Below are 13,544 nucleotides of genomic sequence, written 5' to 3'. Positions count from 1 at the left end.
GCCGAGTCGTAAAGCTCAGAAAGCGGTTATTGAACAAAGAAATTTAAATCCTGTGCTTGACTCTTGCAGTTAAAAACAGGACATTTTAAATGGTTTATCGCATAGACATTTTAATTGGTGAATAACAGTTAAATTTCATATATGAGATTTTATGTTAAATACCAGGACACCTTAACTAAAGTATCCTGGTACTCCTTAGATAGAATTTGGAAGCGGATTCACATTTAATATGGTTGGCTTTTCAAGCATAACCTTATTAATATTTTCAATTATTTCTAAGGTTTGTCTATATTCTTTTGCTTCAGGAATGGTATGGAAAAGGGCATCATGTCCAAATTGACTAACGATTTCTCGGATTTCTTCTAATTTGGCCTCAAAAAATTCTTTTCTATAATTCACCTTATTTATACGTCGATCATTAAAATGTTTATGAAGTTTTGACTCAAGTTCAGGAGCATTTTCACTATAAATCATGGCATGTACATCAAATTTGAAAGGAAGTGCTGCATCACTTAATTCATTGATACGTTCGAAAGGATCTATTCTACGAGTCAAACCAATTTTATAAATATTTTCTCCAAACACTCCAATATTTGAAATTATGTATACATAACCCATTTTTGTTTGTTGAGCCATTGATAGAGCTCGTTCTTTCTTTTGATGAGCATCTTCTAACTGTTCATTTAGTAAATCAATTTGTGCCTGCAAGCGAACTTGTTCTTCACCAGCTGATTTTTCAATTTCTTTGCGTATCTTTGCTAATTTTTCTTCATACTCTCTTTCTTGTTCTTCAGCATCTTCTATGCTTTCAAGTAATTTTTCCTCTTCACGCTGAATACGTCTAAGTTCTGCTCTTTCCTCTTTTTCTTGTTGAAGCTTTTCTAAGTATTCAAATTTTAAATGCAATTCATCTAATTTCAGTTGTAAATATGCTTGGCTAATATAAATAAGGTTTATCTCGTTCTTTTTGTTGATGCTATTAAATGTATCTGCAATCTTTTTAGAAGCAGTATGTATATTTGACCAAGAGACTCGAGAAATGATTGCATCACATTCACCATTGAAAGCCCGTAATGTCAGATGAATATTGTTTTTTGTCAGCTTTTCTCCACTCTTTTTCTTCCCATTGGCTCCAACAATTTCCCAAACCTCCTCAGAAATGACAGCTTTTTCTTGTTTAATCATTTCCTTTTGAGTTTCTTTATTTCTAAGAAGAGCTTGTTTGTATTCATCACTTAAATCAAAAGAAAAAACAGGTTCATATATGCCCTGATCAATAAGTTCTAGATCATTGGAATAAAGTTTTAAACGATTTTCTACTTCATCCAAATAACTCTTCTTACTTAAATAATCAGATCTCATCTCTTCTATTTGAGCAGTTAAATTTTTAATGACTTGCTCAACCTCCCCAACTCGATTTAATTTTCTATTAACTAAGTCTAATTGTTGGCTTTGCTCATACAATTTCTTTTGTTGATCTGAGATATCTTTTTTATATTGATTTATTTTTTCATAGCTTTTCCAAACTATAAATCCCAATATACAGGCGATTAAGAACCAAAAATATGACATATTAAAACCTTATCCAAAACAAGAACTTAACAATAAAAAACCAATAGCAATAATGATAATCCAACCAATTACCCCTATTTTTTCCGGTTCTTTTTCAGTGCGAATAACAGTTTCTGGTGCCTTAGGTGGCCAAGGTTTCCATTCATTTTTGGGAGTAGTTGTTTGGACTATCGAATTTGTTTGAAGCTTACTTTTTTCGCCTGAGTGGATTCTTTTTAACTGTTGTGATCGGCAAGAATCACAGATTTTTGCCCCGAAAGGAACTTCACATCTGCATTGCTCACAATAACTTACGGATTTTTTACTAGCTTCAGAAGGTCTTGTGGCTGCTACACCATGTATTTTTTTTAATTTTTCTGATCGGCATGCGTCACAGATATCTACTCCAAAAGGAATTTCTGCATTACATTCTTTACAAGAACTTTTATTTCTAATAGTACCTTTGGGAGAGATTTCAGGTTTTTCACTTACTTCATATGTAGAAGAGTTTTTTAAAGAGGAATTTATGCTGACTATTAAATCAAATAATTGAATATACTTAATTTTATCTACTAAATTTTTATCATGAAATTCTATTTTTGCAGTAGAGTTAGTTGTTATCAATGGTTTTGTGTTATTAAATCCAATCCCTACCTCTTCTAATTGAAAGCCTTCTTCATCTAATAACTTAGCAAACTCAAAATACTCATCTTGTACATACTGATCTTCGTCAGGTTGCGGGCATATACTAGCTTTTACACTCACTACAACTTCGTCTGATTTTGAAATAATTTTTGCTGCTAAATGTGATACCCATTGAGATGATGAGGTAGAGGCATTTTTTTCTAACTTATTAACTAAAGAACTATTTATTTGAGTATTACTCAAAGCTTGAACATCTACCAATTTATTAAAAAGCTGTAATTTTTTAATTTCTTTTATCTGAGACTTGTTCTCAAGAGAGAGTACGTTTGTTGAAAATAATTCTTTATCAGGATAAGCAGGATTAAATGATAAACCTATTTCGTCAATCTCAAATCCATCTTCATCTAAAACTTTTACAAATTCAAAATATTCGTTTTGAACATATCCATCTTCATCTTTAGAAACAATGATTGAGGCTTGTACAGATAAAACATATTCATCATCAATTAAAAAAAATTTACCCTTTAAATCCGTAACTTTTATCATGTAAATTACCAAAATTAATATTAAGTTATTTTTCGATTATATTTCTTTATGAGAGTGTTTGATTGAATTTGATCATAGATACGTCAAAATATGTCGTATAAACATCTATTAATCCTATTTCTTCATCTTTTGACATTCCTAGAATTAAGATAATACGGTTTATATGGAACGAGCTTTTGAAGCTCTCGTTTTTTTATCTTAAAACTGCTAAAATTCTTATACGCCATTGACGTACTTAAACCTATGCTATTCATTGAAACTAGTATTTTTACCAAGCAAATCAAAGAGCTTGTAAGTGATGAAGAGTATCGTCAGCTCCAGCAAGATCTCTTGGTACAGCCTGATAAAGGTGACTTAATCAAGAATGGCGGTGGCATTCGTAAAGTACGCTGTGCTCAAGGTAATAAAGGTAAAAGTGGCGGTATCCGTGTGATCTATTACTGGGTCACAGAAGATGATCAGATATTTTTCCTGGTGGCTTATCCAAAGTCTATGAAAGATAACCTGACAGACAAAGAGACCTCTATTTTGCGTCAATTAGTGAAGGAGCAATTTCATGGATAACAACTTATTTGATGACCTGGTTGCTTCAATCAAAGAAGCTGGTGCCATCAAACGCAATGAAATGAAAGCAAGCCGGGTAACTGAGCTTGAATTGCCGGATATTAAGGAAGTACGTGAGAAGACAGGCTTAACCCAAGCTGAATTTGCTGCACGTTTGCATATCAGTGCCAGAACCCTGCAAAACTGGGAACAAGGCCGTCGCTATCCGACTGGTCCTGCAGCGACTCTAATTCGCATTCTGGATGCCCATCCAACTCTGATTTAAAAATTTTAGATAATAAAAAACCCCAGCATCCTGCCGGGGTTTTTTATTGTTGCTGATTGTGCTGTTGTACCCTCTGGTCCATGTGCAATAACTTATAATTTTTGTTTTATGTTATGGAACTTCCTGTTCCTGATGAGTTCATCATAGGAAAATTCCACTGTTCCAGGTAGCCGCAAAGAGCCGAGATTGTTGTGCGCCAGGGCGTACAAAATAGCCTAAATTTCATCCACAGTAATTGGGGATAGTTTTCGCCCTGGAAGAGCTGAGAACATTGGGAAAATGCCAAAATTGATCATTTTCTATACAGAATTATTGGCAAGAACTATCAAAACTGCTCATAAAAAAGCCGACTTGTTTCAAAATCGGCTTTTTGCTCATTTTTGCATTTTTCTGATTTTAATAAGTTGCTGATATTTCAATTAATATACAAGTGTTGTAAGCCCAAAGTAGAAATGTCCGGTTTCTCCAAAGTAAAAATGTCCGCTTTTAGAATATGCGCTTTTGCAATTTTCTTAGCGGACGGTTTGATATGTTGGTGTCTATGTCGGATAACCGCCATTATATTTAATAAAAGTATAAGATCAGGGAAAGTTACAGTTTTTATTTAAAATTGAAGTATCCATTAGACTTATGAATATTTATAAAAGGTATATAATGAGTATTATTAACCCTCAAGAAACCTCTATGAAAGGTTTACAGTCAATCATTCTTTATGATTCTTTTCTTTCATCTAAACTATTCCGAGTTGATATTAGTGGTGGTCATACAAACATTACCGGTATCAACGGTGCAGGGAAAACCTCATTCCTGAACCTGATTCCTATTTTCTTTGGTGCCTCACCAAATGGGTTAATAGAGAAAGCTGCAAACAAGAAAAATTTCGTAGACTACTATTTGCCGAGCAGTCGAAGCATGGTGATTTTTGAATACCTTGCTCACTCAGGTACAAAGTGTGTGGTGCTGTATCGCAATAATAATCAGGGCAAGCACAACTACCGATTTGTTGATGGATGCGCGGAAGATACGCTATTAAGTGAGAGCAGTCTGGAAATCTTGGGTCTTTCTCAGAATGTGAAAGACGTATTTGATCAGGTTTATAAATCTGGCGTTGATGTGAGCCGTCAGATCGACAGCATCCCTGAATATATCTATACGCTGACTGCAGATAAATCACGACTGACAGGTGAAAGAAACCTTCGTGATTTATGCAACCGCTATTCACTGTCTGGAAGCAAACAACAGCTAAAATTCCTGAGCAATCTGACCCAGGTAACGATTAACCAGAACAATGTTGTCTCAAACTTCAAAACCATGTTAATTGAAGCGTATTTGGACAACGAGAAAATCAAAACAAAACCAACCTCTACCGCAGATTGGTTAGCAACCATCAATGATGTGAAAGCCCTACAAAGCCTTCAATCGGAAAAGCAGAAGATTATCTCTGGCATTCAGTTAAAGAATGCGGTCTTAGCCTCCTTTAATGCGCTTCATGCACACCTGTTGGTACTCCGGGACCATGTGGTGAACTACGAGCAGCAGATCAGTTCGATAGAGCATGAAATCTATGCGGTAAAGAACAAAGGGAATGAGACAGTCCGTAACCTGAATAACCAGATTGTACAAGTCAAAGAGCTGATTGCAGTAAAAGAAAAGTCTGCAGGTAACTTTAAACAGGCAATTCATGATATTGAAGTTGCGGAAAGACGTTATCAAGACATGAATATTTCCGTCATGGAACAGGAATATAAGAAACGTGCGCACTACTTCAACGAGATTGAAGAAGCGAAGAAATACAAACAGTTTTTGACTGAAAGCTACGAAAATATCAACCGCGAGTACGACAAGCATTCAGCAGATTTGCTTCGTGAAAAAATGGCATCCAGTGAAGCCCTTAATGCTGAATCTAACGAGGTTCAGGAGGCAATCAACCAGTTGCGAAACCGCTTTGATCTCAAGGTGAAAGAGCTTGAGCGCAAACAGGCTGAACAGCTCCAAATTCTTGATCAAGAAATTTCCAGTGAACGTCAAAGGCTTCTGGATATCCAGTCAGCAGCTATGGAGCGCATGCACCAATCAACACTGTTTACGGATGAAGAAAACCTACAGCTACAGCGCCTCAAGTTGGCTTATGAAGTCAAAGAGAATACCTTGTCTGCAAAGTCTGACGAATTGAAAGCGGCTCAAAACAAGCTTAAACAACTTAATTTTGATCAAAACAAGGCGCAGTATGATCTTAATGGATTAAAAGCCAAGCTTGAGAAAGCCAAGCAGTCAGAAGAGAATCTGCGTACAACCCTGTTCCAGAAAGACACCTTGCTACGGTTCCTGAATGATGCACCGAATGAAGATGTGGACTGGCGTACTACCATTGCGAAGGTCATCAATCCTGAGCTTTTCTTCAAAACCAACCTGAACCCTGTCTGGCAAACTGGCGTGAATGCCAATGCGCTAAGCCTCTATGGTCTTGAAATAGACCTGAACAAGTTGGAGATTCCAGGGGAAGCCGACAGTCTTGAGCAACTACAAATACGTCTGAAAGATGCCGAGATTTACACGGCTTCTTTGGTTGAGCAGTACGACAAGCAATCGCATCTGGCTCAGTCCATCCATAGAGAGATCAACGAGACCAATATTGCAGTTGTTAAACTCGAAAATGAGTTAAATACCCTGCAAAACGAGAAGCAGCAAGCCCGACAGGTTTATGACCAGACTGAGAAAGAGCTGAAAGCGAAGAAGGCAGAAGCTACACGTATTGAGCAAGAAGCTGTAAATAGAGCGAAATACGAGCTGCAAACTTTCAACAATCAGATTGAGCCGAAGAAACGTGGTGAGCTTCGATCAGCCAACATGCTTGAAAAAAATGGCTTAAAGGAGAGCTATGATGCGTCCTATGCAGACTTGCGTATCAAGCTTGACCTGATTGCCACAAAGGAAAAGCAGCTAGAGAGCAGCTATCAAGCCAAGATGGATGATTTGACCAACCTGTATCACAGCAAACTGCGTGAGCAAGGCGTGGATGAAAATATCCTGAAACAGGCAGAAATGAAGATCAAGGCTGCGATTGCACAGCACACCAAAGTCAAAGGCTATGAAAGCATTTTGGCTGAGTACGATATGTGGAAGAAAAACCACTATCAGTACAAGCAGAACCATATCGAGGACATGAACCAAGCTCTGAAACTTGTATCTGAATACAGCCACAATCTTTCCAAACTGGAAAGTGAGCTTGAACAAGTCCGAACCTCCCTTCGTACAAGAGTGGACAATCTTGAAGCGAGTGCACAAGATTTCAGGGAGAAAATCAAAAAGCTGGATAAACAGGGGCGTGAAATCGAAAACCTGTTCGATGACGATATCCTATTGGTAGAGGTAGATCGACCTGAGTTTTTAAGCTTCGACAGCTTCTCTCGTGATCTGGGTACGTTGGCTGATACACAGAAGAAACAGATTTATCAATTACGCTTGCAGACAAACGCTTCTAAGGCATTACTGCGCAAATATGAAGCCTTCTCTCTGTTCAAGCTGTTTGAGGAAAAGATGGAGAGTATGGGGACTACCAGTGAAACCATGAACACCATTAACTCCATGTCTACCATCGAAAGCATCATGGACTACGACTTGCCGAAAAAGCATGATGCAGTCACAAACATTTTCCGTAATAAATCGGCTCAGTTGCGTAACTATATTCAGGAAATCCTTAATCTAAATAAGCGTTTAAAGAGCGTATCTACGGAACTGTCTGGCTACCTGAACCGTAGCAACAAGTTCAAGGCATTCACTGACTTCTCAATGAATCTGGAAAGTGTGCTGAATGACAAGAACACCCTAGATCAGCTCAATCAGTTTGTTTTGCAGTGTGAGGACTATCAATCCTTTGAAAACATGCAAAGCAGCTCCATTCCGAGCGAGGATTTCATTCGTTGCTGTGAATACACCTTAAAGGCAATTGAAAGCACCAAAGGACATACTGATGATATCCGCTCTATGGTACGTCTGAAAATGAGCGTGATGAACAATGGTCGTCTTGCCGAGCTGCGTACTGACAACGACTTTACCAGTGCAGGGAGTACAGGAACGTCACGTATTCTGGTGCTGATCATGTTCCTCGCATTGTCACGGAAGTTATGCCCTGATAACTCGACCTACATCCATATCCCGCTTGACGAGATTGGCAACTTTGATGCGATCAACACCAATTTGCTGTTCGACATGATGGACCATAACAAAATCTATCTGGTCTGTGCTCAACCGGAAAACTCAACCTCTAACCACAAGTTTAAGAATCTCTACATTGTTGGAGCCAATGGTGTCAGCACTGTTGTTCCACTGGAAATCGAAGGCGATAACCCATTGCTTGCAGCAGAACCAGTCTAATAGGGAAAAAGTGGAGAATTTTAAATGGCTGATAAACGATTAACAAAAGTAGCGACCAAATTATTAGAAGGTTATCTAATTGACCAGTGGAGTGATTTTGAGAACTTTGAGTTTTTGAATGATGTCGAATTTTTAGATCAACTAAACAACCATATTAGTTTTCTAGGCAAAAAGTGTATTCAGACACCGTGCGGTGGTGGGTATTTCCTGATTTACCTTGATATTGAAAGTGACCCTGAGATCAAAAAGGTCATCACCAAACAGTTTGAGGAAAACGTCAGCAAAATGGAGCCACTTGTGGACTGGCTGCGACTGTTCAGAAAGGCAGGGGGGCGCAATGAACCTCTGATTGGAGGCGACAGAATTACGTCTGGTGAAATCCTGGTTGAAGTGGAGAAGTCCAAGCATGTCCAAAAAGGGCTAAAAGAACTCTCTGCAAAGTTGGGTAAGACCGCAAGCACAGTGAAAGACCAGATCAACGGTGTTATTCAGTTTTTGGTACAGCGCGAATATTTAGTGCCGGTTGGGGTTGTGGGTACTGAGTTTTTGGCAACTTCACGTTGGTCGATTTTCTACGATGAAGCTGAGTACCTTGCCGAACACAATGCGATTGATATCACTCAAACAGATGATGTGGAGCAGGGCGAGTTACTATGATCGACTTCGTGAATCCGGCTGAACGTGGGGCGAAGGTTTTCTCTGCAAACATTGATGCTATTGCCGAAGCAATCATGTTTACCAGTTCGTCTATTCAGGTCAATGAATCAAACAAATCCTTGATTGATAATTTGCTGTCTTGCGATCTTGGGTATCTGGATGCAGAAAAAAACACGCTGCATCTAAGAAACTTCGTCATTGAGTTTGTGAATTTCTATAAAAACAGAAAGAAACGCAACATTTCCGCACCCGACATTAGCGGTCTGATTGATCGTATCAAAACGGTGAGTACCGACTATGCCTTGTCAAAAGTCGAGGACCCGGAAAGTGCCGAAGTATTAAAGGTTGAAGCAAGTGACCTGATTATTGAGCTTTCAAACAATATCAGCGAGAACATGACCAATTTTGCCGATCAGTGCTTTGAGTATCTGTCGCTGTTCAACAACTACGACATGAAAATGCGTAAGGCTGAACAAAGCTTAAAGACTGCCAAAATGCTAATTACGGCACTGGAAATCCTTTCACCAAATACGATGGATGAATTGGCGGTAGGTGATGCAGACTTGCAGAGAGTGATCTCCAAACGTCTCAAGCCAAGCGTGTTTGAAGCCATTGAAGAAATGAACCACAGCCATCACCGACTGGACAAGCAACTCTTTGAATGGAAAAAGGACATAAAAACCCAGGAGCGAATCAATCTGATTGATGCGCTGCACCGTCATTTTGCCAACAACCGGACGCTGAATGCCGATATTGATTTCAACAAGACACCTGATAGCTTCCGTCGTGTACCACTTATCAAGCTGAAAGCTCGTGCCGATATCTACCTTGAGGATTTTGAGAACACTTTATCTGCGGTAGCTCAGACAGCCAATCAGAAGCGTGTTAAAAAAGATGGTCCAGTTGTTGAAAAAAAACGCCCACCGGTAGAGAAGGCAACGCATACGATAGTGAAGGCAGTCTCATCTCTGGATAAAGCTGCATTTTTCTTCTTTGACGCTTTTGGCAGTCCGGCAATCAATGAAATATCAGCAAAGAACGCCTACATACGCCTAGAGCCTGGATGCAAATTTGAATACTGGATTAGTCGCCTCCTGTATGAGTTTGAACTCAACCACTCAAACCATCTTGAGTTGCAGTTAGTGGGTGAAACGGATGCTAAATATAATGGCAACTACTACATTTCAGATATCGTGTTTCGTCGCAAAGACAGCAACGGAAAGGTGATGCAATGCGCTTAGGGCAAAGAGAACTCTCAATCATTCAGACGGTTTTACAGCTTAAAACCAGAGTGGTGAAGCTTAACAAGACATGGACAATGCTGAACAAAGACATGCAGATCGGCAGCATCATCAAACGTGAGCTGCATCTAAGTGAATCAGATCTTGATGTGCTTCGGGTTCTGTACGGAAAGCATGTAAAAACGGAGCCAGAGGTAACGTATGACTCCAATGCAGACCGAATATCGCTTGCTGATCATCGTATAAATGAAAAGTCTGGCAATGCCAGCGTTTTCGGTGAGCAGCTTTGGTTTGCTGCGATCAATGCACAACTACCGTTAAAGTCCGGTGAGATGCACATTGCACATCCTGGCGTGACAACAGCCGTGTCCTTAGAGCATCTTGCAGTAGAAAAAATCAGGAAGCTGATCATTATTGAGAATGGCACTATGCTTGTACGGATTTCGGACTGGTATCAGCAAGTTCCACTCGAATGGCAAGACAGCCTATTCCTTTACAGGGGGCATGGTAAGAACTGCCGGTCAGTCAATCAGTTGCTTGAAGTTCTGCCAGAAGAATGTCCGGTAGCGGTGTATACCGATTTCGACCTGTATGGGTTGAATATCGCCAATAATTTCAACCTGATCAGACCAGTCTCTGTGATGGTTCCCCAATGTTGGCAAAGCATTAAAGAACAACACCCTGATAACAACTTCTATAAGTATGTAGACCAGTCAGAGTACATTTCGGATTTGTCGGAAACCGAAGGCATGTCGGAGCCGATGAAAGCGATCTTGAAGCATGTGAACTTCAATAAAGTTGCAGTTATGCAAGAGAACGTGAACCGGCTTGGTCCATTGGTGTGTATAGCAATTTAAGGGCACTGTTGCAAAAGTTCAAGGTGTTACTTTAGACTATACCATATTGTTATACAGTAATACTCCTAAAAATCCTATAACAATAGGGTTATTTTGTTAATCTAATGTGATATAACATTGAGGTTATATAGTTTTGTTAGAATCAAAATGAAAACAGATAATTTAGATATTGAAGATCAAATTAACAACACGCCTTTTCAAAGGGTGGGTTATGTTCGTGTATCAACCAAAGACCAAAACCCTGAAAGACAGCTTCACGATTTACCATTTAAATTAGATAAAGTTTTCATTGATCACTTTAGCGGAAAAACTGCCAAGCGCCCTGCACTTCAGGAAATGCTCGATTATGTCCGTACTGGCGATATTGTGTACGCACATGATGTTTTTAGACTGGCACGAAGTTTAATTGATCTTGTGACCATCATTCAGAAACTAAACAGCAAAGGCGTATCAGTAGCTATTATTAAAAACAATCTGAACTTCACCCCCAATTCCGATGACAAATTTGACAAGTTCCAACTTCATGTTTTAGGCGCTGTAGCTGAACTGGAAAGAGGGATACTCAAAGAGAATCAAGCTGAAGGCATAAAGTTAGCCAAAAAAAAGAAAGGTAAATACAAGGGAAGATCGCCTGCTATTGAAGGTGAAAAATTAAAAGAGTTAATTCAGACCCTTAAAAACAAGGATGATTCATACTCTTTTACTCAAATAGCTAAAGATTATGGTGTGTCCTATATGACTTTAACTCGATATAGGAATAAGTATTCAAAGCAAATTGATCTACAATCTGATTGACCTTTTTGAAAAAAAAAATAGCTTTAGTAACTTACTAAATCTTTTGAATAAATTAGATGCCTGGTCAAGACTGCATACTTGCAGTTTTGGGGTCGTTTGCGGGAGGGGGCGGAATCCTACGCTAAGGCTTTGGCCAGCGATATTCTCCGGTGAGATTGATGTGTTCCCATCCGAGCGGCGAAACATGGGCCAAGAGATCGGGCGATAGCAGCTTTCCATCGCGTTTCTGGTTTGCAACGACCTCGCCGAGCTTCATGGTGTTCCAGAAGATGATGATGGCGGCGAGCAGATTCATGCCGGCGATGCGGTAATGCTGGCCTTCGGCGGAACGGTCGCGGATTTCACCGCGGCGGTGGAAGCTGATTGCCCGCTTCAGCGCATGATGAGCTTCGCCTTTGTTGAGCCCGATCTGGGCACGCCGTTGGAGTTCGGCATCCAGAATCCAGTCGATCATGAACAGGGTGCGCTCGACGCGACCGACTTCCCGCAGGGCTGTCGCGAGCTCGTTCTGCCGCGGATAGGAGGCGAGTTTCCGCAGAATCTGGCTTGGCGCGACGGTCCCGGCAGCAATGGTGGCGGCGATGCGCAGGATGTCGGGCCAATTGCGCTCGATCATGGCTTGGTTGACCTTTCCGCCGATCAACGCTCGCAGGTGCGCCGGGGCGGCCGACGGATTGAACGCGTAGAGCCGTTTGGATGGCAGGTCGCGGATGCGCGGAGCGAACCGGTAGCCGAGAATGGCACATGCGGCAAAGACGTGATCGGTGAAGCCGCCCGTGTCGGTGAACTGCTCGCGGATATGGCGTCCAGCATCGTTCATCAGCAGGCCATCGAGGATGTAAGGCGCTTCGCTTGCCGTTGCAGGAATCACCTGGGTTGCGAACGGCGCATATTGGTCGGAGACGTGGCTATAGGCTTTCAGGCCCGGGGTATTGCCATATTTCGCGTTGACCAGGTTCATGGCCTCACCTTGCTCTGTAGCGACGAAGAACTGTCCGTCGCTCGAAGCCGACGTGCCCATGCCCCAGAACCGGGCCATGGGTAACGCTGCCTGTGCCTCGACCACCATGGCCAGCGCCCGGTCATAGGCTTCGCCCTCGACATGCCACCGTCCAATGCGGATCAATTCCCAGAAGGTGTGGGTGTTTGTCGCATCCGCCATTTTGCGCAAGCCGAGGTTGATCCCTTCCGCCAAGATAACGTTCATTAGCCCGATCCGGTCAGCGCAGGGTGCTCCTGTGCGCAGATGGGTGAACGCTTCGGTGAAGCCGGTCGCCGCATCCACCTCCAGCAGGAGATCGGTGATGCGCGTGGGCGGGATCTGCTTGTAGAGATCGAGCACCAGATCTTCGGCGCCTGTCGGCGCGGCGGCTTCGAGTTTCTCGATATGCAGAACGCCGTTTTCAATCGACCCGCCCGGGATCGTGCCTGCGCGAGCGGCACGGCCAAGCTCGCGCAACCGCATGTCGAGGCGAGCTTGCCGGTCTGCCAGCCATTCCTCCGGCCGCAATGGCACAGCGAGACGACCGCCTTCCGCGATGGATTGTGCCGGAACGAGTGCGTGTTTCAGATCGCCATAGCGCCGGGACCTAGTAAGCCAGACATCTCCGGAGCGGAACGCATCGCGCAGATGGAACAGCACCGCGATCTCCCATAGGCGAGCGTCGCCAGCCCTCTGGGCCCGAAGGTGGCGATGCCATTTCGAGCTGGGCCGCAAGAAGCTGGTCATCGCGGCATCGTTCAAACCGGTACGAAGGGCCGTCACCGCTTCCAGAAGCGGCAGTGCAACGGGCGCAGCTCGCAGATCGAGCAGGCGCAACATGCGTGGAGCGTATCGGCGGAAGCGGTGATAACCGTCGAGCACATGATTGAGCGGATCGTCGGCCATGGTGGCGGTCAGCCTGGTTGCCATTGCAACAAGGGCTGACTCTTATACACAAGTAGCGTCCTGAACGGAACCTTTCCCGTTTTCCAGGATCTGATCTTCCATGTGACCTCCTAACATGGTAACGTTCATGATAACTTCTGCTCTTCATCGTGCGGCCGACT

At 42.1% G+C, this 13,544-nt stretch carries 9 protein-coding genes and 1 pseudogene; 7 read left to right on the top strand and 3 right to left on the bottom strand.

Translation table 11 applies throughout. From position 1 onward, the window contains the following. Positions 1-195 precede the first annotated feature (195 nt). Positions 196-1,572: a DUF4041 domain-containing protein gene (locus FTU90_RS14685; RefSeq protein WP_180073014.1), complete on the bottom strand. Its 1,377-nt coding sequence runs from the start codon at positions 1,570-1,572 to the stop codon at positions 196-198. Between the two features lie 9 nt (positions 1,573-1,581). After that, positions 1,582-2,742 (bottom strand): zinc ribbon domain-containing protein, encoded by a 1,161-nt coding sequence (locus FTU90_RS14680; protein ID WP_180001801.1) that lies wholly within the window; start codon positions 2,740-2,742, stop codon positions 1,582-1,584. Between the two features lie 243 nt (positions 2,743-2,985). Between FTU90_RS14680 and FTU90_RS14675 the strand changes: the two genes are divergently transcribed. The 7 genes from FTU90_RS14675 (at position 2,986) to FTU90_RS14645 (ending at position 11,495) form a co-directional block, all read left to right on the top strand. Further along, complete coding sequence (locus FTU90_RS14675) at positions 2,986-3,306, top strand: type II toxin-antitoxin system RelE/ParE family toxin (protein ID WP_004896915.1); 321 nt, start codon at positions 2,986-2,988, stop codon at positions 3,304-3,306. Continuing rightward, positions 3,299-3,571 carry a NadS family protein gene (gene nadS, locus FTU90_RS14670; RefSeq protein ID WP_004896911.1) on the top strand — a complete coding sequence of 91 codons (273 nt, stop codon included), beginning with the start codon at positions 3,299-3,301 and terminating at the stop codon, positions 3,569-3,571. Before FTU90_RS14675 ends, nadS begins: the two co-directional genes overlap by 8 nt. Before the next feature lie 654 nt (positions 3,572-4,225). Continuing rightward, entirely contained in the window at positions 4,226-7,945 is a 3,720-nt protein-coding gene (locus FTU90_RS14665) for an ATP-binding protein (protein ID WP_078390059.1), read from the top strand. 24 nt (positions 7,946-7,969) lie between these two features. Continuing rightward, positions 7,970-8,602 carry a hypothetical protein gene (locus FTU90_RS14660; RefSeq protein WP_004676008.1) on the top strand — a complete coding sequence of 211 codons (633 nt, stop codon included), beginning with the start codon at positions 7,970-7,972 and terminating at the stop codon, positions 8,600-8,602. After that, positions 8,599-9,843, top strand: a complete 1,245-nt coding sequence (locus FTU90_RS14655) for a hypothetical protein (RefSeq protein ID WP_159138964.1) — start codon at positions 8,599-8,601, stop codon at positions 9,841-9,843. Before FTU90_RS14660 ends, FTU90_RS14655 begins: the two co-directional genes overlap by 4 nt. After that, entirely contained in the window at positions 9,834-10,700 is an 867-nt protein-coding gene (locus FTU90_RS14650) for a hypothetical protein (RefSeq protein ID WP_159138965.1), read from the top strand. Before FTU90_RS14655 ends, FTU90_RS14650 begins: the two co-directional genes overlap by 10 nt. A 147-nt stretch (positions 10,701-10,847) precedes the next feature. Beyond that, positions 10,848-11,495 carry a recombinase family protein gene (locus FTU90_RS14645; protein WP_053286164.1) on the top strand — a complete coding sequence of 216 codons (648 nt, stop codon included), beginning with the start codon at positions 10,848-10,850 and terminating at the stop codon, positions 11,493-11,495. Positions 11,496-11,616: 121 nt separating this feature from the next. Here FTU90_RS14645 and FTU90_RS14640 read toward each other — a convergent pair. Then, positions 11,617-13,416, bottom strand: a pseudogene (locus FTU90_RS14640) (Tn3 family transposase); the annotation flags it as partial. Positions 13,417-13,544 lie beyond the last annotated feature (128 nt).

This window comes from Acinetobacter sp. YH12200, from assembly GCF_013418175.1.
In the GTDB taxonomy this organism is placed as follows: Bacteria; Pseudomonadota; Gammaproteobacteria; order Pseudomonadales; family Moraxellaceae; genus Acinetobacter; species Acinetobacter pseudolwoffii.
The sequence above is the reverse complement of the archived record's forward strand: the minus strand, read 5'-3'. Positions and strand labels throughout refer to the sequence as shown.